Here is a 22,400-nt window from a genome sequence, read left to right on the forward strand (position 1 = left end):
GCCCTCACAGCTTCGGAAATTCTCCGGACTACTCCCGGCAATCCTCGAAAATCGCCTTCCCGTACCCCACCGACTGATAGGCATAGTCATAGGCCCAGCGCGGCACCGACAGCCGCGGACGGGTGTCCACGAACAGCAGCCGGCCATCCCAGCACTTGCCCAACACGAACCTGGCCCGGGATATATGCGGGGTGAAGGTGACCACGATGACCCGATCCCAACCGTGCTTGCGCGCCTGATCGGCGAGATAGCGTCCCTCCCCCCGCGTCGTACGTGGCGACGGATCGAAGCAGATGACCTCGAAGCTGTACCCACCGTGACAGATCCGGTTCACCAGCGGACTGTGCTCGTACGGGTTGGAGATCAGTACCCGCGGCGCGTATCCCGCGCGGGCCAGCCGCAGCCCCAGTTCTTCCCGCCCGTCATGGGCGCCGCCGAGCACCAGGATCGCATCGGCGGGCGCGGGCTCCTCACGCTGCGGACTCACATAGACCGGCCACAGTCCTAGCACCAGCACGACGACAGAGACCACCGCCGCGGCGAGGACGAGTCGGCGGCGCACGGCCGCGATCCTAACGGGCACGGTCCATCCACAGAGATCCACAGGACGCGTATGCCCGGACGAAAGTGTGGCACGCGGGCCGGACACGGCCGCAACGAACACACAGGCGAGCACAGAGCTCCCGGCCGAAGCGCGCGCCGAGGTACGCACAGAACGCGGGGACCGGACGAACCCACCGGAGCGCGCCGAACGCACAGCCGAAGCGAACAGGCAGGCACCCGCGGCGTCCCCTGCCGAAGCGAATGTGGAGATACGCACTGATCAGCACAGTTCGGCGCACAACGTCGCCCGGTGTACATCTGCTGTTGCCCGGCACCTCGCCTCGGTTTTCTGGTGTGTGCACCGGCGGGGATTACCAATCGATCATGCGATGCACAGTCTTCGGAACCGGGTACCTGGGGGCCACGCACGCAGCGTGTATGGCCGAGCTCGGGCACGATGTGATCGGGGTCGATATCGACCCGGGCAAAGTCGCGAAACTCTCCGACGGTGTCACTCCTTTCTACGAACCCGGCCTCGAGAAAGTGCTCCGCCGCAACCTCGACGCGGGCCGGCTCAGGTTCACCACCTCCTATGCCGAAGCGGCCGACCATGCCGACGTACATTTCCTCGGGGTCGGCACTCCCCAGAAGAAGGGCGAGTACGCCGCCGACCTGAAATATGTGCACGCGGTCGTGGATACGCTCGCACCGCTGATCACCCGCCCGTCGGTGATCATCGGCAAGTCCACCGTCCCGGTGGGAACCGCCGCCGAGCTCGGTCGCCGCGCCCGCGCCCTCACCGCGGTGGAAGTGGAGGTCGCGTGGAATCCCGAATTCCTTCGCGAGGGCTTCGCGGTCGAGGACACCCTGCGCCCGGACCGGTTGGTGCTCGGCGTGGACGAGCAGCGCGAGCGGTCGGCCTGGGTACGCGAGGTGGTCGAGGAGCTGTACGCGGAGCTACTGGCCGCGGAGGTCCCCTTCCTGCGCACCGATCTGGCCACCGCGGAGCTGGTCAAGGTGTCCGCCAACGCGTTCTTGGCGACCAAGATCTCCTTCATCAACGCGGTCTCCGAGGTGTGTGAGGCCACCGGTGCCGATGTCACGGTGCTGGCCGACGCCCTCGGTTACGACGCCCGGATCGGCCGCCGCTTCCTCGATGCCGGAGTCGGTTTCGGCGGCGGCTGCCTGCCCAAGGATATTCGCGCCTTCATGGCCCGGGCCGGGGAACTCGGCGCCGATCACGCGCTGGCCTTCCTGCGCGAGGTCGACAACATCAATATGCGACGCCGCACCAAGATGGTGGATATGGCGGCCCGGGCCTGCGGCGGGTCACTGCTCGGTGCGAACGTGGCGGTACTCGGCGCGGCCTTCAAACCCGAATCCGACGATGTGCGCGACTCTCCCGCGCTGAATGTGGCCGGCATGATCCAGCTGCACGGTGCGGTCGTCACCGTCTACGACCCGAAGGCCCTGGAGAACTCCCGTCGCGTATTCCCCACACTCAACTACGCCACCTCGGTGGCGGAAGCCTGCGAACGCGCCGATGTGGTGCTGGTACTCACCGAATGGAACGAGTTCGTGCGGCTGCGCCCACAGGATCTGGACGGCGTGGTGCGGGCACGCTCGCTCATCGACGGTCGCAATTGTCTCGATCGGGCCGCCTGGCGTTCGGGCGGATGGGTGTACGCCGGGCTGGGCACCCCGTAGCATCGTGGGGCCGGTTCGGCAACGCCGGTGGCTGCCGCCTCCCGTGGTGACGGGGCGGGGCGGTACTGTCGACAAGAGTGGTTCGGGGGATGAGCCGTCACCATCGACCGGGCGACGCTCGCAGATCGTGAAGCGGGAAGTACGGATGGGCTGCCGATGAGTTCAGCACTGGGAGTGTCGGTGGGAACCGGCGCGATCCGCCTGGCGCGCCCACCTGCGGGTGCCGCGACGTCCGATCCACAGTCGTTCGAGCTGCGGACCTTCGTCGTCCCGCCCGAGACCCCGAGCGCCGAGCGGGCCGCGCTCTCGGTGGCCGCCGCATTGAATTCCGACCCCGGAATCGCCCGGACCGTTCTGGCTTGCCGCGACGAGTCGCAGGCCGAGGCCATGCACGTGGCAATGGCCGAACACGGGCTCGACGACTACGACATCGTGCCCGATTTCGAGGCCACGCTCGAATTCGCCAACGCCTCCGGCGCACTGGCCGGAGTCGGCACACTCGGTGTCTACGATCTGGGCGCATCCGGTCTGTCGGTCACCGTCGTGGAGGTCGCCGACGGGCAGATCGTGCATACCGAACGCACCGGCGATATCAGCGGCGAATATTTCGATTCGCTGATCCGGGAGCAGCAGATCAACTCCGGCCGGATCGCCCATCCGCCCGCCCCGGACGGTCTGGCGCGGCTGGATGCGCTGTGCCGCTCGGCGAAGGAAAAGCTTTCGGGCACCTCCGCGGTGGCGCTACCCAGCGATTACGGTCCGGTGCTGCTCACCCAGGAGAATTTCACCGCTCTCATCGCCCGGGCCGTCGAGGCCTCGGTTCACTCCACCCGGGAGATCATCGGCCGTTCGGGCCGCCCGGTGCAGGCTGTGCTCGCGGTGGGCGGCGGTGTCCGTATCCCACTGGTGAGCCGCACGCTCCGGGAAATCCTGGAGATGCCGGTGCTGGTGCCGCCGGAGCCGGAGGCGGCGATGGCGCGCGGTGCCGCCCTGCTGGCGCAGCGGACGCCGGAATCGCGTCCGGCCGTTACCCCGCCGCGCTCGGACAGTTCGACGCCACCACTCGCGACCGTCGCGGCGCAGGCCACCGATACCCCGCCCGCACCACAGGTCGGCATCTTCGGCGCCGGACTAGAAAGCCCTCCGGCGGCACCGGAGCACACGGTCACGAAAGCGACCGTTGTCGCCCCGGCCGTTTCGCGCCCGAATATGCCCATGCCACAACCCGGAATCTTCGGCCCGCCCGCCGGTACCGCGGTCGACCTGCCGGCCGATTCCGTCGTGCATACCATTGCCGCCGCCGAGCGCCCCGACGCCGAGAAGTACGCGAGCGGGACCGCGGCCGCACCGCAGACCGTGGTGGCCCGCCCGGTCGCGTCCCCGGGTCCGCAACTGACACCCGAGGAGGATCCGCCGACCATCGCGCTGCGGATTCCGCAGAAACTACTGCCCCGGCGGTCGTTCCGGGAACCTCCGCAGCGCCGGCGCCGTGAACTCGGCGTCGCCGCGGTGGCCGTGAGCGCGCTGGTGGTGGTGGCCGCGATCGGTATCGGCCTCGGTTACGGCCAGCACATGTTCCGCCAGGAATCGACCACCGTCGAAGGTACGACCCCGCCACCGGCGACCTCGGCGACCTCACCCACGGCTCGCCCTGGTATGGCGGGAGCATCGCTGACCACCGCGCCGGAGCACGCATCGCTGGCCGAGCCACCTCCGGTGGTGGTGCCCCGGGAGACCGAGACGCCCACGACCACCAACGGCCCGAACACCTTCCAGGTGCCGGGTCTGCCGCCGATCGTCGTCCCGACCATTCCGCCGCTGTTCCCACCGCCGCCGCCGAACCGCTGACCGCCCGAGCCGGCGTATCCGCGCGGCCGCGCCGACAGGTCAGCCCTCGCCGTAGCCCGGTCCGGGCCGGCCCGGACGCCAGCGGCGAATCTCGCGTTGCTCACCGCTGTTCGGCCACTGATTGTCCGAACGCGGAGGTCCGGATTGCCGGTTCCGCGGTTCCGGCCGGGCGGGATACCGCTGCGCGGACTGCGGCGGCCCGTACTGCCCGCCCCGCACGACCGGTGTCTCACCGGTTCGCGGACCGGGACGCTGGTCACCGGAACCGCGCGGTGCCCGAGGCTGTTCCCCGGTCGTCGGCCACGGCTGATAACCACGGCCGGACCGCTTGCGCGGCGCGCCGCCCTCGGTATCACCCGGGCGGGCGACCTTACGGTGCGTTCCGGTATCCGAGCGCCGGGCCCCCGCGGTCCGCCGGGCCGGGGCGACCGGGCCGCCGGAGGATTTGTTGCCGAACGGCTTGGCCAGCATGACCGCGATACCGGTCGTCAGGGGGACCGACAGCGCCAGGCAGATACCGCCGACCGCCGATCGCGCGATCTCGATGGCCACCGCGTCGCCCACCAGCACATCCCGGATCGGCCGCCCCGCCACGCTGAACAGCAGCAGCAGCGGCAGGGCCCCACCGGCATAGGCCAGTACCAGGGTGTACACGGTACTGGCGATATGGTCACGGCCCACCCGCATGGCCGCGGCGAACACTTCGCGGCGGCTGGCCTTCTTGTCCAGTTCCGCGAGTTCGAACGCCGCGGACGCCTGGGTGATGGTCACATCGTTGAGCACACCGAGCGAACCGATGATGAATCCGGCCAGCAGCAGGCCGGTGATGCTGACATGCTCGATATAGGTCGCGACATTGGTGTTCTGCTCCTCGGACAGGCCGGTGAGCGTGGTCGCCTCGATGGTCAGCCAGGACAGCACCGCCGCCACCACCATGGAGGTGAGGGTGCCCAGCAGCGCGGAACTGGTGCGCAGATTCACGCCGTGCGCCAGATACAGGACCGCGTACAGGATCAGGGATCCGGCGACCAGCGCCACCGGTATCGCGGGCTTTCCGTCCAGCAGCGCGGGCAGCAGGAAGAACACCAGCACCGCGAACGCGAATATCAGGCCGAGCAGCGCCCGGACCCCACGCCAGCGGGCGACCACCACGATCACCACGACGAAGGCCAGCACGATCAAGCTCAGTGGCATACCGCGCGCGTAATCGTCGAACGAATACAGCGGTGTCCCGTCCGGCCCGGTCTGCCGCACGATCCGCAGGTCGTCCCCGGCGGCGAGATCGGGTTGTCCGGGGCCGGGCGCGATTTCGAGCAGAGTGTGCTTACCCTCGTGCGGACCGGATTCGATGGCGATCAGACTGCGCTGGCAGTCGTAGACCCGCATGGTGGGCGGCTGGGGTTCACCCTCGAAGACCCGGCCGATGGACGGACTGCCACAGGCGCCGATATCCTGCCGGATCACCTTCCCGGCCTCGGTGACCACCGCGGTTCCGTCGGCGTTCTGCAAGGGCAGCGGGATCTCGACCTGTTGGCGGTCGGGCCACAGGGCGATCGTGGCGACGACGACAACGATTCCGACGGCGACCAGCAAACCGATCACGACGCGGGCAGCGGTCGCGCCGATGGCGATCGGCCGGGAGTGGTCGTGATGGTGATGGTGGTCGCTCACCCCGGTCAGCCTAGAGGATTCACCGAGGGCTCTCGTGACCGGCAGATGCGGCTTACGCTGCGATTTCGCTATATTTCCGAGGACCTCGGGAAGGGGCGGCGGAGAGCAGGGGGATGTCTCCGCCGCCCGCGGGCAGGCGGCCCAGGGGGGTAGGCGGCCTAACCCGAGGACCAGGTTGCCCAGGGGGGGTAGACAACCTGGCCGGGCACTTTGAGGTGCCGAGGACCACTGTACACACAGAATCCTCTTTTGTGCCAGTAGGTTCGGAAAATTGGGTTTAATCCGGATGGAAGGTCGGTTTTACCCCGAAGTTACCCGCCGCGCTACTGTCGATAGTTCGCGAGGAAATTGCCGAAACGCTCTATGGCAACGGCCAGATCGCGAGCCCACGGCAAGGTCACGATCCGCAGATGATCATGATGCGGCCAGTTGAAACCGGTGCCCTGAACCATCAGGATCTTCTCCTGCAGCAGCAGATCCTGCACCAGCTTCTCGTCGTCGTGGATCTCGTGTACCTCGGGGTCCAGCCTAGGGAACGCATACAGCGCGCCTTTGGGTTTCACGCACGACACGCCGGGAATCGCGTTCAACCGCTCCCAGGCCACATCACGCTGCTCCAGCAACCGCCCGCCCGGCAGGATCAGATCCTCGATGCTCTGATACCCCCCGAGCGCGACCTGAATGGCATGCTGCGCGGGCACATTCGGGCACAGCCGCGACGACGCGAGCAGATCCACCCCCTCCAGGAACCCGGCGGCGTGCTCCTTGGGCCCGGTGATGGCCAGCCAGCCGGATCGATAACCGGCTACCCGGTAGGCCTTGGACAGACCGTTGAAGGTGAGGCACAGCAGATCGGGCGCCAGCGTCGCGAGCGAGATGTGCTTGGCATCGTCGTAGAGGATCTTGTCGTAGATCTCGTCCGCCAGCAGCAGCAGCCGATGCTTGCGCGCCAGATCGACGAGCTGCTGCAACACCTCCGCCGAGTACACCGCACCGGTCGGATTGTTGGGGTTGATCACCAGCAGCGCCTTGGTACGTTCGGTGATCTTCGATTCGATATCGGCGATATCGGGCTGCCAGCCACTGGCCTCGTCACAGAGATAGTGCACCGGGGTGCCGCCGGCCAGGCTGGTCATCGCCGTCCAGAGCGGATAGTCGGGGGCCGGGATCAGCACCTCGTCCCCGTTGTCCAGCAGTGCCTGCATGGTGATGGTGATCAGCTCGGAGACCCCGTTGCCGAGATAGACATCGTCGACATCGAGTTCCGGGAAACCGGGGACCAGCTCGTAGCGGGTCACGATCGCCCGGCGAGCGGGCAGTATGCCCTTGGACTCCGAGTAGCCCTGCGCGGTCGGCAGGGCGGCGATCATATCCCGCATGATCACATCGGGGGCTTCGAAGCCGAAGGGCGCAGGATTGCCGATATTGAGTTTCAGGATCCGGTGGCCCTCGGATTCCAGCCGTGCCGCGTGCGCGTGTACCGGTCCCCGGATCTCGTATACGACATTCTGCAGCTTCTTGGACTGCTCCAGAATCCGGGGCGCGGGGTGCGAATGGCCAGTACTCACCCGGTCCATGGTGCCACCAGGGGCAAGCGGATATCCGGCCCGCCCCGCCCCGGCGCCGGCCTGTTACCGCCGCACGGACCATCCGCTCCGGACCGCCGGCCTGCGCCGGGGCGGAAAACTGGCGGTGATTCCGCCGCTCCCGCGCCCGCTCGAGCACACCCGGTCGCCGCGGCTATCCGCCGCCCGGAGGCAGGCTGCGCGCCGCGGTCGAGTCGCAGAATTCTTCGATCCGCTCATCGAGCGCCCGCGCCTCGGCGACCCCACGGAAAGCCGGAGCGCAGATCCGCCGCCGCAGGCCCGTCAGGCGTTCCTCCAACTGGGCGATCCGCTTGTCCTCGTCGAGGGCCAGGACCGGCAGCAGGGCCGCCGTGGCGCCGTCGAGGCTGCCGTTGATCAGATGGGCGGCGGCCGAATCGACGCGGGCCAGGGATTCGGCACCGTAGGAACGCTGCCGCGCCGGGCCGGTCCGGTAGAGCTCGATCGTGCGTTCGGTGGCCGCCAGCGCGGGTTCGGCCAGGCCGAGATGGATATAGGTCGCGCCCGCGTAATAGCCGGCTTTGGCGTCGGAGAAACCGAACACCCCACCCACTTCGTCGTGCAGGCTGTCGGCCCCGGGCCCGGCACTCGCGTCGGCGGCGGCACGGATGCACCGCTCGGTATCGGCGGTACTTCCGATCTTCGACCAGATCCGCGCCTCGATATTGTGCAGGCGCACCGCGGCGGTGGCCGAATCCGCGAACTCCTGGCCGTGCTGTGCCAGCTGTAGCGCCCGGTGCGGCCGTTCGGACCAGTATTCGATCAGCGCGTGCATCCCCCGCGACCAGGCCCGTAACCCGTTGTGGCCGCACAGCTCCGCGTACGCCCAGGCGGCCCGGATCTGTTCCCCGGCGGCATCGAGATAGCCGAGATCGGTACTCGCGTTGGCGAGCAACCCCGACAGCGAGCCCGCCAACAGATATAGGTGGCCGGTATCCGAGGGCCGCTGATGGCCCTCCAGCAGCCGGTACACCCGGCGTCGCACCCGCAACATCTCGACCATCATCGGCATCGGCGGGGTGTGCACGTAGTCGTTCGCGATCCGCGTCACATCGGCGTCGAGCTGGTCCAGCGTGCTCGGACCGATATTCGTACTCTCGGCCCGGCCCGCGTGTTCGCTCGCCTCGTGCGCTGCCGCCATGATCAGATCCCTCTCCGAAATCGCCGCCAGTCCTTCCCCGCGGGCCGCACCGGTATCGATGAGGGCCAGGAGTTCGGCGTCATTGGAATATCCGCTGGACGCGGCGCACCGGCCGGCGTCCGGGAGCGAACCGGGAACGGGTTCGGGGACGGTCAACGCCGCGAACCGGGTCCGTTCGACGTCGTCGGAACGGGCGAGACAGGTATCGAGGGCAGCCTGGTTCACCGGACGCGGATGCACCCGGTCGCCCCCGGCCTCCCATTTGGACACCAGTCGTTCGTGCACACCCAGATGTGCCGCGAACTCCCGGATACTCATCCGCTTGGCCTCGCGAAGCGCCCGGGCCTCCCTTCCAGACCACTGGCCGACCACGTTGTCACCCTTTCCGAACGATTGCCTTCTCCAGGGTACGAGCCGAATGTGACTGCAACCACAAGGAATTTCGCCATTACCGGCAATGGCAGCGCAAGGGCAGTGGAACGGGAGCGTGTAGGCGGTTCCGACGCGCCGGTGCGGGCGCGATCCTGGAAGGACAGGTCGGCGAGACCGGCTCAGGCCGTGGCTCGGCACGCCAGGGAGGCTCGGCAGCAGGAGGCAAGGGGTTCACCGTGAACGTGGAAAAGCTCAGAACAGTCGACGACTGGGCCGCTTACTATCGCCACGAATTCGGGTTACCGGCCACCGAACGCGGCGGTTTCGTGATGTTGCCGATCACCAGCCGGGCCTGCGTCGTCCACCTACCGACCGAACGCGCGAAAGCCGTACGCGACCTGCTGGATTCGCGGGAGATCCGAGTTCCGATGCTCGCCCGCCAGATTCGCTGGACCTTCCTGGCCTACCCGGATCGCCGGACGGATCCGGAAGTGGTCGAGATGTTGCAGCGCATCGATATCGATATCCCGGGGGTGGGTAGCGCCGTCATGCTGCCCACCGGGCTGGGCCGGTGGAACCGCGAGGGGTGCAACTGGGTCGTGGCGCCGGAACGCGACGGCCTGCTGCCCCCGCTGTCCACGGTGATCAACGCCGCGTTGCTCGCCGGTGGCGCCGCGGAATGACCGGGGATGGGGCTACGTCCGGCGGCCGGGTCCGCCGGACGTAGCCCGCCCGGACGCCATGCTGTGTCCGTTCGATACGCCACCCGGGGTGATCTGCAGCGCCGCTTCCTACCAGGCGGACAGGATCCGTGACGCTTCGGTCAGCAATAACGGCACGAAACGCCGATGCCCCGGGGAGACGGAGGCCCAGACCCGCTCCCCCATCCGGCATTCGTAGTGGACGAAGGTGGCCACCGCAGCGGTGCCGTCGGTGAGCTCGACCACCAGACGGCCGTTGATCAGCCACGACCGGGCTCCCAGTGTGATCCAGGTGGCACCGCGTTCGACGATCGGCCAGCCGGCCACCTGTCCGGCCGCCGACCGGCGCCGCAGCCGCAGACCCAGTACGACCCGCCAGACGAACTGGCCGCGCGCACCGGCCACTTCGCCGAGCACCGTGCGCGCCCATTCCTCCGGTGCCGCGACCGTGCCGGGCAATGTGTCGATCGTGAACTGGTCGGCGTAGTCGTAGTCCGCCATACCGCTGTGTGCCCGGATCGATGTGCTGATCCGGTGCTGCCGGCGGGCGACCGGCCCGGTGGCCGGGCGGAGCTCGGAATTCTCGGTCATCTTCGATACCCACTTCCTGTTATACGCTGGCGTATATAACACGGTAGCGCGAATATACGGTGGCGTATAGATCTCGGATGGCGAGGGAGACATATGGGCGCGGTACGGACGACCAGTATCGGCTGGATCGACGAGGGGCTTCGCGCTCTGGCGCGCGGCGGCCCCGACGCCGTCCGCGTCGAAGCGCTCGCGAAATCACTCGGCGTGACCAAGGGCGGCTTCTACGGCTACTTCGCCGACCGCAACGCACTACTCGAGGCGATGCTGGACACCTGGGAGCGACGCAGCATCGACGACGTCCTGGAAAGTGTCACGCGCGAAGGCGGCGATGCCCGGGCCAAGATCCAGCGGGCCGGGGCACTGACCCTCTCCCCCGAACTGCTGCCCATCGACCTCGCCGTGCGCGACTGGGCCCGGCGCGACGACGAGGTCGCGACCCGCCTGCGCCGGGTGGACAACCAGCGCATGGCGTTACTGCGCGAAATGATCGGCACCTACTTCACCGATCCCGTGGAAGTCGAGGCCCGCAGCCTGCTCGCCTTCTGCGCGCGGATCGGTATGCACTTCCTGGCCGCCGACCCGCTCGATGGCACCGACCGCGCGGCAGTGCTGGCCCGGACCGCCGATCTGGTGCTCGGTCCGCGTGCCACGGACGACCCGTAGCGGCCTCCGCTCAGCGATCAGCCACCCAGCGCGCACCCGCCGGCCACGACCCCGTGGCGACAATGTGCCGCACGACCTCGACCACATCGGCGATCGGCACCGTATCCGAGCCCGGGTACTCGTCGTACCGAACGTTGGCGAGCAGGAACCCCTCGCTACGGCCCGCGACTCGCGGGTCCACCGCGTGCTCGCCGGGATCGCCGGCGCCGTCCGGCAGCACCACCATCGCGCGCTCGGCATTCGTGACGAAGGCCGGCGACCAGGCCGGGTTGCACCAGCCGGTCGGCCACACCGAGTTCACCACCGGAGCGCGGTCACCGGCTCGGCGCCGGGAAATTCAGGTACGCCCGCGACGGAGTCGGCCCGCGCTGCCCCTGGTACTTCGATCCGGCGCCCGCGCTGCCGTACGGGTTCTCGGCCGGACTGGTCAACCGGAACAGGCACAGCTGCCCGATCTTCATACCCGGCCACAAGGTGATCGGCAGATTCGCCACATTCGACAGTTCCAGGGTGATGTGCCCGCTGAAGCCGGGGTCGATGAACCCGGCGGTCGAATGCGTGAGCAGCCCCAGCCGCCCCAGACTCGACTTACCCTCCAACCGCCCGGCCAGATCGTCGGGCAGGGTGCACACCTCCAGGGTGGACCCGAGCACGAACTCACCCGGATGCAACACGAACGGCTCGCCCTCGGCGGGCTCCACCAGGCTCGTCAGCTCGTCCTGGCGCTGGGCCGGGTCGATATGGGTGTAGCGAGTGTTGTTGAAGACCCGGAACATCCGGTCCAGCCGCACATCAATACTCGACGGCTGGACGAGGGTGTCCTCGAACGGTTCGAGCCCAAGCCGTCCGGCGGCGAACTCCGCCCGGATGTCACGATCGGAAAGCAGCACGCCACGAGCGTAGCGACCGCCCCGCGAGGCGAGGCCCCCGGTCCGCGCGGTCCCGTTTCCTGTCAGCACCCTCGGGCATACTCCACCCGATGGGCGAGACCCATCCGCACGCACAGACAGCCGCCGATCAGGAGGTACTCCCATGGCCGAGACGAGCCCCCACACCCATCACGGCATCGACTACATCGAACTCGCCGTCACCGACCTCGACGCCGCCAAAACCTTCTACCGATCGGCCTTCGGCTGGGAGTTCAACGACTACGGTCCCGCCTACGCCGGTATCCGCCGCTTCGACGGCTCCGAAGGGGAAGCGGGCGGGCTGGCCTCCACCGACGAGGCCCCCACCGGCGGCGGCCCCCTGGTCCTGCTGTACTCCGGCGACCTCGACACCACCCTCCGGAATGTCGGAGCGTCCGGCGGCACGGTCACCGAAGGCCCCTTCGACTTCCCCGGCGGCCGCCGCTTCCACTTCACCGACCCCAGCGGCAACCAACTCGGCGTCTGGTCCGAACGTTGACCCGGGCGTGGGCGGCCGGAGCGTGAACCGAAAGATTTAGAGCTCCGGCCTGCCCTCTGCTAAGCTGCCCTTCGCGCCTATGGGCGCATGCCGGTGTAGTTCAATGGCAGAATCTCTGCTTCCCAAGCAGATGGCGCGGGTTCGATTCCCGTCACCGGCTCCATCCTCATTGCGGTTGATCACCGCGCGTACGGACTTTCCTTTGCGCTGCCGGTCCCGAACCTTCGCGTGCCACTTTGCGAAGACATCGGCCGAGTGGACGCGGCAATCGCTGCAACCCGCCCGGCGCGCTGCCGAAAGTCGTGCCTACCAGATCTATTGCGGGTTCGGCGCTCGGTTACGCCCCGGGAGCGGGTGGGCGTGGTGTCGCCGGCACCACCGGCTTGGCGCGCGGACTGCCCACCCCGAGTTCGCGCGGCACTGCGGAGCACCGGCGGGGCCCGGCTCCGGAAGCCGCCGCATGATCTCGCCGACGGCCGCGGCCACCTATGTCAGCCGGGCTCCCGTTCGTCGGCCTGAAGCCGCCGCCACTTGGCCATCGACTGTTCGATCTCCGCGCGCAGGAATTCGAAGAACCGGCGGGTCTCGGCCAGTCGCTGCCCGGCGGGGGAAGCGGGATCCAGGAGCTCGGCGCCCTCGGCGGCGCCGAGCTGCACCTGAGCCAGGACCGGGTCGGATCGGCTGATGTAGTGGCTCCAGGTGTGCTCGTGGATTCGGCAGAAGTCACGCCGGCTACCGGGTTCGCGGCCGCGTTCGACGAGCCGCACCTGGACCAGGTATTTGACCGCCCCCGAGATGGCCGGCGCGCCGACGCCCAGCCGCCCGGCGAGTTCGGCGGCCGACAGCTTGCCGGAGTCGGTGACCAGCAGTGCGGCGAATACGCGCGCGGCCATCCGCGGCATACCGGATTCGACCATGATCTGCGCGAACCGTTCCTGGAAGCCGGCGATAGCGATCTCGTCCGCTCGCGTCACTGAAGCAGTCTCCTCGTCGTGGCTTTCGCAGCCCTCTTGTCTGATGTTTCATGAAATTCGTGAAACATGAGTATTGTAGACGAGCGTGGAAGACAGCGGACTCGTCGGAGTGCAGCAGACCGCGCGCCCCGTGCTCGCGGCCAAAGCGCTGGACAACCGGCTGCCGAACCCGATTTTCGGTGACGAGTACGCCGAGCGGGTGATGCGCCGCCTCGACCCCGCCTACGACAGCGGCAGATTCGGCACCAGCCAACTGGGCCTCGTGGCCGTGGTACGCGCCACGATCCACGACGACTGGGCCAGAGGCTTTCTCGCCGATCACCCCGACGCGGTGGTGCTCCACCTGGGCTGCGGCCTCGACGCCCGGGTGTACCGGATCGACCCGCCCGCCACCGTCGATTGGTACGACCTGGATTACCCGGCCATGATCGAGGTGCGGAAACAGTTCTTGCCGCCGCGCGACCACTACACCCTGATCGAATCCGACGTCACCGACTCGACCTGGCTGGACCGCATCCCCCGCGGCCGACCGGTGCTGGTGATAGCGGAGGGACTGGTGCCCTACCTGACCGAAACCGACGCCCGGCGCCTGCTGACCGGCGTAGTCGACGCTTTCCCCACCGGGCAGATCCAGGTCGACACGGTGGCGGCTTGGGCGCGGCGCATCTCGCGGTGGGACCCCACGCTGCGCAAATACGACACCCGGTTCCGCTGCGGCTTCGACGATCCCGCCGCCCTGGCCGAGTGGCACCCACGGCTCGAATACATCGATGAGGCGCCGATGAACGACTCACCGGTGCTGATGGTGAAGGCGCTCGCGAACGCGCGCCGCATATTCCGCCTCCTGGCCCTGCTGCCGGGTATAAAACGGTCCACCCGCATCGTGCGGTTCCGATTCTGAACAGCGCACTCGTTCTCGGAGTCGTGCCTTATTCCGCCAAGGCTTCGACACCCGCGAGGGCCGGGCTAGTACAGGAACTCCGCGAGCGCCCTCGCCACGGTTTCGGGGCTCGTCGACGGCGCGAAATGGGTCTGCCCGGGAAACGTCTCGAGCCGCGCGTGCGGCATTCCGGTCGCCAGCCGCTCGACGGTCTCCGGCATCGGCTGCCAGGTATCGGCACCGCGCATCAGCAGCGTCGGGGTGGTCACGCTCGACCAGCGTTCGAGATAGGTCGTATCGGCGATCATCGACTCGAGATCACGGCTCCAGCCGTAGGAGTCGTCGGGTTCGTTCTCGTCCGGTTCGATATCTCCGGCCGCTGCCAGCAGCGCCGCCGGAACGCGGGACACCTTCTCCGCCAGCAGCCGGACCGCCCGGCCCCGTTCGCCCTGCGCGGTGAGTTCTTCGAACCGGGTCAGCACCGGCGCCAGCTCCGCGCCCGCCGCGTACAGCGGTGGCTCCCACAGCGCCAGCGAACGGATCGGGAGTCCGGCCGCCGCGGCGTGCAGGGCGACCGTGGCGCCGTAGGACATACCCACCAGATGCGCGGGCCGGCCGATCATATCGATGATCACCCCGAGATCACTCAGCTCGTCGGCGTAGTGTTTGGGGGCATGGCCGGGCCCGCTGGGCGCATAGCCGCGGCGGGCCGGCAGCCACAGCTCGAACCGGTCCGCCAGATACTCGGCCACCGGCTGCCACGAGTGCAGTCCCCCGCCGGACCCGTGGATCATGATCACCGGGGAGCCGGCGCCCATCCGCCGGTAATAGATGCGTGTTCCGTCGAAGGAATCGAAAGACGCCGGCGGCGCGCTGGTGAACTGTGCCATGCCGCTACTCTCGCAAAGCCGGGCGCACTCCTCCAGTGAATTGCCGCCGGTTTCGCCGACTTCTCCCCGGTTGTCCGGCATGCCGTCCGTGGCGGCCCGCACCGGCGCAGTAGCACTCCACGGCGCACCCGCGTGACTCGACGGCGTCGGCAGGTGATCGACTCCCACACCGCACGAACCCGACCGGCGCCATCCTGGGCGATGCCCCGCGGCCGTGCCGGTCAGCTGGCGTGCAGGAGGCGGAACCGCGAACCGTGGAATACGAGGGGCTCCCGGTCGGGGTGGATGGCCAGCCGGTTGATCCGCAGGATCACCACGGTGTGGTCACCGGCCGGGACGTGCGCTTCGGGCGACCCCTCGATCCATACCGAAGCGCCCTGGATGAACACCGCTTCGCCGGTGCCCTCGTGCAGCTCCAGATCGCGGAAACGGTCGCCGGTCCGCGAGCTGAGCGAGCGCGCGGCCTCCTGTTGATCGGTGCCGAGCAGACTCAGGCCGAGATAGCCGGCATCGACCAGCTTGGGCCAGGTCGACGAACTGTTCTGGATACAGAACGACACCAGCGGCGGATCCAGGGAGACCGGGACGAAAGTGCTCACCGCCAGGCCGACCGGTTTCCCGTCGACCTCGGCGCAGACCGCGACGACCCCGCTCGGGAAGTTGGCGAAGGCACGCCGCAGGCCGGTGCCGTCGGCGGGGGTTTCGAAGACATCGTTCATGATCAGCCCTTTACTTCGAATGGGTCACCGTGGCCGACAGCGCCTGCGCCGCCGGGCGCCACCGCTCGGCATAGGCGTCCAGTACGCCGTCCTCGGCGAAAGTCCGGTCGGCGAGATACAACCCGGGCAGGGCGGTGGTGGCGCCCAGTTCCACCAGGACCGGTTTGAGCAGCAGATCGGGAGCGAGCGCGTGCGCGGGACCGGCACCCAGCATCAGGGGGACGGCCAGTACTCCGGCCAGGCCGGTACCGCCGTCGAACTGTTCCAGGAAGAGCTTCAGCAGGCCGGTATAGGTGGCCTTGAACGTGGGGCTGGCGAAGACGACCAGTTCGGCGGCGGCGACGGTGCGGGCAGCCGCCGCGACCGCGGGGTCTCCCCAGCTCAGCAGACCGGGCCCGAACTCGACCAGATCGATGACCGCAGGCTCGGTATCCGGCCGCAGCGCCGTGGCGAGGCCGACGGCCGCGGAGAGAGTTCGGGATGCCGGTTTCGGGTTACCGACCACAACTGCCACGGACACGCCGGAGCCTCCTGTCTCCGGCGCGGGCCGGACTCGACTGGTGCTGCACTTCTCAGTGCACCATCCGTGGGCCCGCGGCGGGAGGGTTCGGCTCGATGCGATCGGAACCGGGGGTCCGGGTGAGCACATACAACCCGCGCAGCGACCGGGGCGAGCCGCGGTGAACGGGCCGGACCCCGGCGGCCGGGAAGTATCCGGCCAGGCGGCCGCGACCGGCGGCGACCAGGGTGAGATCGGTGGACGCGGCGATCGCGCCCAGTGATTCCGGCGTCACCGATTCCACCAGGAAGGCGCCGCCACGCTCGACGAAGGAGGCGATCCGGCCCGAGGTCTCGAGCGAACTGTCGACCATGACGCCGACATACCCGTCGAAGGCGATACGCCCGGTCGGCCGCGGGCGGTCCGGGCGCCGACCGCTCCCGGCCGGCCCCGTAGGCGGCGGGGCCACCGCGACAGCCCGAACGCCCGGCCGGGTTCGACTGCGCAACGCGTTCTGGTCACGATCGCTGTAGAGGGCGACGTCGAATCCCGCGTCGAGCAACCCCAGCGCGACGGTCACGCCCACCGGGTCGGCGCCTATCACCGCGGCCGTACTGGCCGCGGCGAAGGGCGGATTCTGTGGTGTCATGCAGGCATGCTGCTGGGAGGTGATTCCCGAGAGCAGTATTGCGCTCAGCGAGAATCATTTCCGCACGACTACTACTGCGTCTTACCGAGGCATTCGGTGACGATCTTGTTGGTCGCCGCCCGGGCCTTGTCGGCGTCTTCCTCGCTCATGCCCAGGGTCTCCGGGTCCGCCATCCGGGTATCGAATTCGTCGCCGACCATGGTCCGCAGGCCGTCCTGCGAAATGCCTTCGCCGATGTAGAGTTTCGCGGCGCAGTCGGCGAAGGCGGGATCCTGGAGTCCCTTTTCCTGCAGGGATTTGGACAGGTCCGCTTCGGTCAGCGCCGGCGCGGAGTCGGTATCGCTACCGCAGGCCGCCGCGAACAGCGGCAGAATGACGAACGTCGCGGCAATCAGGGTCTTCCGCACCGGGTTCCTCTCTCAGATGTATCGCACGGACGCCGTGTCGGCCGGGGAACAGCACCCGCGGCCACCCACCGACGTCCACGCATGTGTGTAGTCGCACCTACATACGGCGTGCAACCCGGGGCCGGAATTCGGCTGTGATTCACAGCCGCCGACCCTCTTCGCGGCCTGAACCGGGCCGGGTCCCCCGGCTCTCACGCGCCCGCGCGGAGCCAACTGAGGGCTGGCGCCTGCTGTTAGTCTGGGACCCGGAATCGCGTCCCGACCGGAGAGCGGCGAATATGACGATCCTCGAGCACCATCGCGAAGGCCGCGGTGAACCGCTGGTGCTGGTCCACGGCGTCGGCAGCAGATGGCAGGTCTGGGAACCGGTCATCGGCGCCCTGGCCGCCCACTACGAGGTGATCGCGGTGGACCTCCCCGGTTTCGGCGGTTCCGCCCCGCTCCCGCGTACCACCGTGGACACACTCACCGACGCCCTCGCCGAATTCCTGGCCGAACAGGGCATCGAGCGACCTCATCTGGCGGGTAACTCGATGGGTGGCGGCATCGCGCTGAACCTGGGCGCCCGCGGTCTGGCCCGCTCGGTCACCGCCTTCTCCCCGATCTTCTTCTGGGACACCGCCGGCCGGGTCTGGTGCCAGCAGGCGCTGGGCCGGTCGAAGAAACTCGGCCGCGTTCTCGGCCCGGCCGTGCCCAAGGTACTCGGTACCGCGGCCGGCCGGACCGCCTTCCTCGGCCTGGTCTTCGGTAAACCGTGGGCCGTCAGCGCCCGGGTCGCGCTGGACACCGCACGCGGCGCGATCGACTCCCTGGGTTTCTCCCCGGCGCTGGACTCGTTCACCGACGCCCGGCTGCACGACCCCGCCGCGCTCGCCGAGGTGCCGGTGACGATCGCCTGGGGCAATCGCGACATCCTGCTCACCTACGCCACGCAGAGTAAGCGGGCTCGCGAAGTACTGCCCGGAGCCCGGCACATCACACTCGCGGGCAGTGGCCACACCCCCTTCTACGACGACCCCGAAGGCTGCGCCCGGGTCCTGTTGGACTGGCTGCCCACCCTGCACGGCGCCGCCTAGCTGTACCCGGTCGGATCCTCGGCACCCGAATAGCCGACCGGGCCGGGGCCGAACGGCGCCGCGGCCCGGCGCCGAACCTCAGCGTCCCTGCCAGACCGGATCGCGTTTCTCCGCGAAAGCCAGCGCGCCTTCGGCCGCGTCCTTGGAAACCAGCGCGGGCAGCGCGATCTCACCCTGTTTGGCGAAGCCCTCCGCCGCGGTCCAGTCCGGGGTCTCGTCGATGATCCGCTTACTGGCGGCCACCGCCAGCGGGGCGGCGGCGGCGATCTCACCGGCCAGTTCCAGCGCGACCTCCAGCGCCTCACCCGGTTCGGTCACCCGGTTGACCAGGCCCAGCTGGTAGAGGCGTTCGGCGCTGATCCGCCCGCCGGTGAGCGCCAGTTCGGCGGCGATACTGCGCGGCAACCGCTGGGTCAGCCGCATGACGCCGCCGGCCGCCGCCACCAGACCGCGTTTCACCTCGGGCAGACCGAATTTCGCGTCCCGGGCGGCGACGATCAGGTCGCCGGAGAGGGCCAGTTCGAAACCGCCGGCCAGTGCGAAACCCTCGACCGCGGCGATCATCGGTTTCGCCGGTGGCTTGGAGGCGATCCCGAGCGGGCCGCGGCGCTCGGTCACCGGCACCTCACCGCGGGTCATGGCGATGAGATCCATTCCGGCGCTGAAGGTCCCTTCGGCGCCGGTCAATACGAGGACCCGGGCCGAATCGTCGGCCTCGAACTCGTCGAGTGCCGCCTCGATCGCCTTCGCGGTGGCCAGATCGATGGCGTTACGCGCCGCGGGCCGGTTCACCGTGAGCACGGTTATCGCATCGCACCGGTCCAGGAGCACGGTCTCGGTCATCAGGCGGTCCTCTCGCTACGCAGAATGAAACGGTCGGCGGCGGTGATCTCGATGGCGGCGCCCAAGCGGTCGCCCGCGGTGACCGCCGCGATGGTCTCGCTGTCCGTCGCCCGGACAAGTATGCGGGCACCGGCGGGGTTCAGCGCACTCACCACAGCGGCTTCGGGTTCGTCGCCCGCGCTGCCCTTGCGGTACGGAACCGTGTATGCCTCGATCACCGCCGGACCGGTGTAGCCGGGTGCGGTCTCCCGCCGGGCGACCGGCACCTCGGCCTCCACCGGGCGGAACAGTTCGGCGGGGGGTTTCGCCGAGTAGACCCCCACTCCGTGTTTGGTGATGTACCAGCCGAGCGCGGTGGTCAGTCCGTAGTCGCCGGGGTTGCGCCGCAGGATCTCGGCCATGGTGGCGATGCCGTGGGTGCTGTAGTTGTTGCCGGGGCCGCCGCCGAAGGTCAGGCCGCCGGTCACGGTCAGGGGTCGCGCCGGATCATCGATGCACAGACCCAGCGCCGCCGCGCCGACCTGTACGGCCACCGGGAAGCATGAGTACAGGTCGATATGGGCGATATCGTCGATGCCGATCCCCGCCCCGCCCAGCGCGGCCCGGCCGGCCGCGGCGATGGCCGGGGACGCGGCCATATCCGTGCGTTCGGAAAGGAACCAGGTATCGGTAGCGATGGCGCCACCATGCGGGAAGACCCACAGGTCCCGCGGCACCCCGGCAGCGTCCGCCGCCGCGGCGCTGCACAGGATCAGCGCCGCACCCTGGTCGACTGTCAGGTTCGCCATCAGCAGCTTCGGGTACGGGGTGGAGACCATCCGGTTGTCGGGTCCGGGGGTGACCAGTTCGCTCACACTACGTTCGTGGGGCAGCCACGCGTAGGGGTTGCGCGCCGCCACGGCGGAGAACCGCGACCACAGCCCGCCGATCCGGGCCAGATGGGCCTGTTCGTCGAGGCCGAGCCGATTGCGCATGGCGGATTCCATCAGCGCGTACACATAGATCGGACCCCACAATCCGGCCGCGAGCTCCATCTCGGTGTTGGGGGCGTCGTCGGAGCCGACGATCTGGTCGGGCCGGGCGTTCTCGTCCTGCTCCGGCCAGCCCGGATCGGTCCCGGACCGCTTCGCCACATTCCACGAGGCGACCGATTCCGCCCCGCAGAGCAACGCGATATCGGACCGGCCCTCGGCGATCTCGCGGGCCAGCAGGTTGAGCAGCCGTTGCGGGGCGTCTCCGCCGTAGGGGGCCGATTGCACTGTCCGTTTCGGCGCGGCGCCCAGGTCGGCGGCGACGAGCACGCCCAGGTCGGCGTACTGGCGGCTCACCGGGGCCACCGAGGCGATCACATCCGCCGAACGCAGCAGCGCGTCCCCGGTCCCACTGTCCGCACCGGCCCGGCGCAGCGATTCGGCCGCCAGCTCGACTGGTCCGGGTAGGCCCGGTTCACCGGATCGGTGCACAACCTGTCCGACGCCGACGAGCACCGGTGTGCGCGGGTCCATTCCGGCCGGCAGCATATGTCCTCCGCTTCCTCGCTGAAGTCTCCCGCTGAAATCGGCGGTTAACTTCCGATTAGACCATGGAGTGATCTATGTCGCCCGGGGGCCGTAGTCCCTGGACCCTCTGGGCGAAGACCGGACAACGCCATCGCCGTGGCCCGGAATGACACCGGCACTGAACCACCGACAATGCGTCTGATCAGGTGCTATGCACTGATAGCATGACCGGGTTCTGCCAGCCAGTCGAAATGTTCCGTGTATCCATCGAGGCGCCGCACATATGCGGCGGCGTCTTTGACATGACCCGGAGGTCCGACGGACTTGAAGAGAACCCGCTCGATACTCATTTCTGTGCTGGCGGGCGCATCGGCTGCACTGATCGCAGTCACCGCACCGGCCACGGCGAATCCCAACGCCATCAATCCGATCCCCGTCTTGAACGGCACCAACGGGCTTCCGCAGTTGCACGGAGCCACTCGGGCCGTTTTCCAGGTGACCGGTATGGCGAGCCCGAACGGAACCCACAGCTACAACATGCTCGGTACCGACCTGGGCATTATGTGGGATAACGGACAGGGCGAAATGCTGACCGCTTTCGGCGATACCGCCGGGGTCGGTTTCCCCAATCTTCTCGCGGGCAGTATGTGGGCTTGGCGCAGTAATGTTCTCGTGCGCAGTCATACCCAGGATCCACGGCAGGGGATCTACTTCGACAGCGTGGTCAAGGATGTGTTCGGCCAGGCCAGGGACCTGATTCCCAGCCCGAAGATCCCACTTCTGGAGATCAGCCGCATTCCGACCGCCGGTATCTCGATCGGCGGCGTGCAATACATGAGCCTGATGTCGGTGAAAACATGGGACACCCCTGGTGAATGGACCACCAATTACTCCGGGCTGGCCGCTTCGGCGGACAACGGGGAAACCTGGGCCGATCTCGCCTTCACCCGCCGCCCCAGCGAGGGCGCGAACCGCAATTTCCAGATGAACGCCTTCGTGAAGGAGGGCGGTTTCGTCTACGTCTACGGCACCCCGTCGGGTCGCGACAATGCCGCCTATATCTCCCGGGTCCGGGAACCGGATTTCCAAGACCTGGCCGCCTACGAATACTGGGACGGCCGCACCTGGAAACGCGATGTGAATGCGGCACAACCCATCATGCACGGCGTGGGGGAACTGTCGGTGATGTGGAACGACTACCTCGGGCAATTCGTCTCCCTCACCACCGATCCCTTCAACTCAGTGGTGATGCGAACCGCGTCGTCACCGGCCGGCCCCTGGAGCGAACCGCGGGTATTGATCGATACTCGTGAATTGCCGACGGCCTATGCGCCGTCGATTTTCCCGTACCAGACCGGAGACGATCTCTACTTTCTCACCACTGTGCACAATCAGTACAACGTGGTTCTGATGCGCACACAGCTGTGAGAGTCCCGGTTCGATTCCGGCGAAGAGCTCGACGGACACTGGCCGTCCAGGACACCGCGCGGTCCGGTGCGCGGCTCGACGCCTACCTCCGCCCAGGGGCGGGCGATCCCCACCGGGCGCTCGCCGGCGATCAGCGGCGTTACGACCCGGCTCGCGACGAGGAAGCCCGCTTCCGGGTGGAAACGCTGCGCGCCGCCTTCGACGCGCTGATCCCTATCCGCGAAACCACCCCGGTGCGGTGGCTGCCCGAAACCGGTACGGCCTGAGCGATCGGCGATTCCCGGCCAC

24 protein-coding genes, 1 tRNA gene and 1 pseudogene are annotated in these 22,400 nt (G+C 68.3%); 10 read left to right on the forward strand and 16 right to left on the reverse strand.

The features are described 5' to 3' along the window. Positions 1-28 precede the first annotated feature (28 nt). Positions 29-583, reverse strand: coding sequence for a YdcF family protein (locus tag ACQPYS_RS28000; protein WP_433491263.1), 555 nt, complete (start codon positions 581-583; stop codon positions 29-31). Between the two features lie 344 nt (positions 584-927). On the opposite strand from ACQPYS_RS28000, the gene ACQPYS_RS28005 reads away from it, so the two are divergent. Both ACQPYS_RS28005 and ACQPYS_RS28010 read left to right on the forward strand, forming a co-directional pair. Beyond that, positions 928-2,250 (forward strand): UDP-glucose dehydrogenase family protein, encoded by a 1,323-nt coding sequence (locus tag ACQPYS_RS28005; protein ID WP_431939268.1) that lies wholly within the window; start codon positions 928-930, stop codon positions 2,248-2,250. Between the two features lie 156 nt (positions 2,251-2,406). Beyond that, positions 2,407-4,098: an Hsp70 family protein gene (locus ACQPYS_RS28010; protein ID WP_433491264.1), complete on the forward strand. Its 1,692-nt coding sequence runs from the start codon at positions 2,407-2,409 to the stop codon at positions 4,096-4,098. Positions 4,099-4,500: 402 nt separating this feature from the next. On the opposite strand, the pseudogene ACQPYS_RS28015 reads toward ACQPYS_RS28010, so the two are convergent. The 3 genes and pseudogenes from ACQPYS_RS28015 to ACQPYS_RS28025 all read right to left on the reverse strand — a co-directional run. Beyond that, a pseudogene (locus ACQPYS_RS28015) lies at positions 4,501-5,769 on the reverse strand (YibE/F family protein); the annotation flags it as partial. A 323-nt stretch (positions 5,770-6,092) separates the two neighbouring features. Beyond that, positions 6,093-7,346, reverse strand: a complete 1,254-nt coding sequence (locus tag ACQPYS_RS28020; protein WP_063040806.1) for a pyridoxal phosphate-dependent aminotransferase — start codon at positions 7,344-7,346, stop codon at positions 6,093-6,095. Positions 7,347-7,509: 163 nt separating this feature from the next. Continuing rightward, positions 7,510-8,832 carry a helix-turn-helix domain-containing protein gene (locus ACQPYS_RS28025; protein ID WP_433491265.1) on the reverse strand — a complete coding sequence of 441 codons (1,323 nt, stop codon included), beginning with the start codon at positions 8,830-8,832 and terminating at the stop codon, positions 7,510-7,512. Between the two features lie 290 nt (positions 8,833-9,122). Here ACQPYS_RS28025 and ACQPYS_RS28030 point away from each other — a divergent pair, with 290 nt between their 5' ends. Next, positions 9,123-9,569: a hypothetical protein gene (locus ACQPYS_RS28030; RefSeq protein WP_063040815.1), complete on the forward strand. Its 447-nt coding sequence runs from the start codon at positions 9,123-9,125 to the stop codon at positions 9,567-9,569. A gap of 108 nt (positions 9,570-9,677) precedes the next feature. Here the strand turns inward: ACQPYS_RS28030 and ACQPYS_RS28035 are convergent, their stop codons facing one another. After that, positions 9,678-10,178: a hypothetical protein gene (locus ACQPYS_RS28035; protein WP_433491266.1), complete on the reverse strand. Its 501-nt coding sequence runs from the start codon at positions 10,176-10,178 to the stop codon at positions 9,678-9,680. Between the two features lie 93 nt (positions 10,179-10,271). Here ACQPYS_RS28035 and ACQPYS_RS28040 point away from each other — a divergent pair, with 93 nt between their 5' ends. Further along, positions 10,272-10,841, forward strand: coding sequence for a TetR/AcrR family transcriptional regulator (locus ACQPYS_RS28040; RefSeq protein ID WP_433491267.1), 570 nt, complete (start codon positions 10,272-10,274; stop codon positions 10,839-10,841). Positions 10,842-10,851: 10 nt separating this feature from the next. Here the strand turns inward: ACQPYS_RS28040 and ACQPYS_RS28045 are convergent, their stop codons facing one another. Both ACQPYS_RS28045 and dcd read right to left on the reverse strand, forming a co-directional pair. Then, positions 10,852-11,145, reverse strand: coding sequence for a hypothetical protein (locus ACQPYS_RS28045; RefSeq protein WP_433491268.1), 294 nt, complete (start codon positions 11,143-11,145; stop codon positions 10,852-10,854). Positions 11,146-11,155: 10 nt separating this feature from the next. Further along, on the reverse strand, positions 11,156-11,731 hold the full coding sequence (gene dcd / locus ACQPYS_RS28050) for a dCTP deaminase (RefSeq protein ID WP_063040823.1): 576 nt from the start codon (positions 11,729-11,731) through the stop codon (positions 11,156-11,158). A gap of 142 nt (positions 11,732-11,873) precedes the next feature. On the opposite strand from dcd, the gene ACQPYS_RS28055 reads away from it, so the two are divergent. Then, on the forward strand, positions 11,874-12,248 hold the full coding sequence (locus ACQPYS_RS28055; RefSeq protein WP_431939274.1) for a VOC family protein: 375 nt from the start codon (positions 11,874-11,876) through the stop codon (positions 12,246-12,248). Between the two features lie 89 nt (positions 12,249-12,337). After that, positions 12,338-12,411, forward strand: a tRNA-Gly gene (locus ACQPYS_RS28060). Between the two features lie 328 nt (positions 12,412-12,739). Here ACQPYS_RS28060 and ACQPYS_RS28065 read toward each other — a convergent pair. Next, the gene (locus ACQPYS_RS28065) at positions 12,740-13,222 is read right to left on the reverse strand and encodes a GbsR/MarR family transcriptional regulator (protein WP_431939275.1); all 483 of its coding nucleotides are present in this window, start codon (positions 13,220-13,222) and stop codon (positions 12,740-12,742) included. Between the two features lie 85 nt (positions 13,223-13,307). Between ACQPYS_RS28065 and ACQPYS_RS28070 the strand changes: the two genes are divergently transcribed. Beyond that, on the forward strand, positions 13,308-14,123 hold the full coding sequence (locus ACQPYS_RS28070) for a class I SAM-dependent methyltransferase (protein WP_433491269.1): 816 nt from the start codon (positions 13,308-13,310) through the stop codon (positions 14,121-14,123). Between the two features lie 65 nt (positions 14,124-14,188). On the opposite strand, the gene ACQPYS_RS28075 is transcribed toward ACQPYS_RS28070, so the two are convergent. The 5 genes from ACQPYS_RS28075 to ACQPYS_RS28095 form a co-directional block, all read right to left on the reverse strand. Beyond that, complete coding sequence (locus tag ACQPYS_RS28075; protein WP_433491270.1) at positions 14,189-14,992, reverse strand: alpha/beta fold hydrolase; 804 nt, start codon at positions 14,990-14,992, stop codon at positions 14,189-14,191. Between the two features lie 221 nt (positions 14,993-15,213). Then, the gene (locus tag ACQPYS_RS28080) at positions 15,214-15,711 is read right to left on the reverse strand and encodes a flavin reductase family protein (protein WP_063040833.1); all 498 of its coding nucleotides are present in this window, start codon (positions 15,709-15,711) and stop codon (positions 15,214-15,216) included. 10 nt (positions 15,712-15,721) lie between these two features. Then, positions 15,722-16,231 (reverse strand): NADPH-dependent FMN reductase, encoded by a 510-nt coding sequence (locus tag ACQPYS_RS28085; RefSeq protein WP_433491271.1) that lies wholly within the window; start codon positions 16,229-16,231, stop codon positions 15,722-15,724. 52 nt (positions 16,232-16,283) lie between these two features. Beyond that, positions 16,284-16,859 (reverse strand): hypothetical protein, encoded by a 576-nt coding sequence (locus ACQPYS_RS28090; RefSeq protein WP_433491272.1) that lies wholly within the window; start codon positions 16,857-16,859, stop codon positions 16,284-16,286. Between the two features lie 71 nt (positions 16,860-16,930). Next, positions 16,931-17,266 carry a hypothetical protein gene (locus ACQPYS_RS28095; protein ID WP_063040839.1) on the reverse strand — a complete coding sequence of 112 codons (336 nt, stop codon included), beginning with the start codon at positions 17,264-17,266 and terminating at the stop codon, positions 16,931-16,933. A 278-nt stretch (positions 17,267-17,544) separates the two neighbouring features. Between ACQPYS_RS28095 and ACQPYS_RS28100 the strand changes: the two genes are divergently transcribed. Then, the gene (locus ACQPYS_RS28100; RefSeq protein ID WP_063040841.1) at positions 17,545-18,342 is read left to right on the forward strand and encodes an alpha/beta fold hydrolase; all 798 of its coding nucleotides are present in this window, start codon (positions 17,545-17,547) and stop codon (positions 18,340-18,342) included. Positions 18,343-18,420: 78 nt separating this feature from the next. Here the strand turns inward: ACQPYS_RS28100 and ACQPYS_RS28105 are convergent, their stop codons facing one another. The 3 genes from ACQPYS_RS28105 to ACQPYS_RS28115 all read right to left on the reverse strand — a co-directional run bounded on the left by ACQPYS_RS28105 (position 18,421) and on the right by ACQPYS_RS28115 (position 21,133). Beyond that, the gene (locus ACQPYS_RS28105; protein WP_030524845.1) at positions 18,421-19,185 is read right to left on the reverse strand and encodes a crotonase/enoyl-CoA hydratase family protein; all 765 of its coding nucleotides are present in this window, start codon (positions 19,183-19,185) and stop codon (positions 18,421-18,423) included. After that, positions 19,185-20,705: a thiolase C-terminal domain-containing protein gene (locus tag ACQPYS_RS28110; protein WP_433491273.1), complete on the reverse strand. Its 1,521-nt coding sequence runs from the start codon at positions 20,703-20,705 to the stop codon at positions 19,185-19,187. The genes ACQPYS_RS28105 and ACQPYS_RS28110 overlap by 1 nt, the downstream gene beginning before the upstream one ends. 188 nt (positions 20,706-20,893) lie before the next feature. Then, positions 20,894-21,133, reverse strand: a complete 240-nt coding sequence (locus ACQPYS_RS28115) for a hypothetical protein (protein ID WP_245664756.1) — start codon at positions 21,131-21,133, stop codon at positions 20,894-20,896. 55 nt (positions 21,134-21,188) lie between these two features. On the opposite strand from ACQPYS_RS28115, the gene ACQPYS_RS28120 reads away from it, so the two are divergent. Both ACQPYS_RS28120 and ACQPYS_RS28125 read left to right on the forward strand, forming a co-directional pair. Then, positions 21,189-22,112, forward strand: a complete 924-nt coding sequence (locus ACQPYS_RS28120; protein WP_433491274.1) for a DUF4185 domain-containing protein — start codon at positions 21,189-21,191, stop codon at positions 22,110-22,112. Beyond that, positions 22,109-22,378, forward strand: a complete 270-nt coding sequence (locus tag ACQPYS_RS28125; RefSeq protein ID WP_433491275.1) for a hypothetical protein — start codon at positions 22,109-22,111, stop codon at positions 22,376-22,378. Before ACQPYS_RS28120 ends, ACQPYS_RS28125 begins: the two co-directional genes overlap by 4 nt. Positions 22,379-22,400 lie beyond the last annotated feature (22 nt).

This window comes from Nocardia grenadensis, from assembly GCF_050942415.1.
Lineage (GTDB): Bacteria > Actinomycetota > Actinomycetes > Mycobacteriales > Mycobacteriaceae > Nocardia > Nocardia grenadensis.

What these genes read in the sequence shown, in the direction of transcription:
- ACQPYS_RS28005 (WP_431939268.1), top strand. Translation starts at nt 928, where the DNA reads ATGCGATGCACAGTCTTCGGAACCGGGTACCTGGGGGCCACGCACGCA.
- ACQPYS_RS28010 (WP_433491264.1), top strand. Translation starts at nt 2,407, where the DNA reads ATGAGTTCAGCACTGGGAGTGTCGGTGGGAACCGGCGCGATCCGCCTG.
- ACQPYS_RS28020 (WP_063040806.1), bottom strand. Translation starts at nt 7,346, where the DNA reads ATGGACCGGGTGAGTACTGGCCATTCGCACCCCGCGCCCCGGATTCTG.
- ACQPYS_RS28025 (WP_433491265.1), bottom strand. Translation starts at nt 8,832, where the DNA reads ATGAGTATCCGGGAGTTCGCGGCACATCTGGGTGTGCACGAACGACTG.
- ACQPYS_RS28035 (WP_433491266.1), bottom strand. Translation starts at nt 10,178, where the DNA reads ATGACCGAGAATTCCGAGCTCCGCCCGGCCACCGGGCCGGTCGCCCGC.
- ACQPYS_RS28040 (WP_433491267.1), top strand. Translation starts at nt 10,272, where the DNA reads ATGGGCGCGGTACGGACGACCAGTATCGGCTGGATCGACGAGGGGCTT.
- ACQPYS_RS28055 (WP_431939274.1), top strand. Translation starts at nt 11,874, where the DNA reads ATGGCCGAGACGAGCCCCCACACCCATCACGGCATCGACTACATCGAA.
- ACQPYS_RS28075 (WP_433491270.1), bottom strand. Translation starts at nt 14,992, where the DNA reads ATGGCACAGTTCACCAGCGCGCCGCCGGCGTCTTTCGATTCCTTCGAC.
- ACQPYS_RS28080 (WP_063040833.1), bottom strand. Translation starts at nt 15,711, where the DNA reads ATGAACGATGTCTTCGAAACCCCCGCCGACGGCACCGGCCTGCGGCGT.
- ACQPYS_RS28090 (WP_433491272.1), bottom strand. Translation starts at nt 16,859, where the DNA reads ATGACACCACAGAATCCGCCCTTCGCCGCGGCCAGTACGGCCGCGGTG.
- ACQPYS_RS28100 (WP_063040841.1), top strand. Translation starts at nt 17,545, where the DNA reads ATGACGATCCTCGAGCACCATCGCGAAGGCCGCGGTGAACCGCTGGTG.
- ACQPYS_RS28105 (WP_030524845.1), bottom strand. Translation starts at nt 19,185, where the DNA reads ATGACCGAGACCGTGCTCCTGGACCGGTGCGATGCGATAACCGTGCTC.
- ACQPYS_RS28110 (WP_433491273.1), bottom strand. Translation starts at nt 20,705, where the DNA reads ATGCTGCCGGCCGGAATGGACCCGCGCACACCGGTGCTCGTCGGCGTC.
- ACQPYS_RS28120 (WP_433491274.1), top strand. Translation starts at nt 21,189, where the DNA reads ATGGCGAGCCCGAACGGAACCCACAGCTACAACATGCTCGGTACCGAC.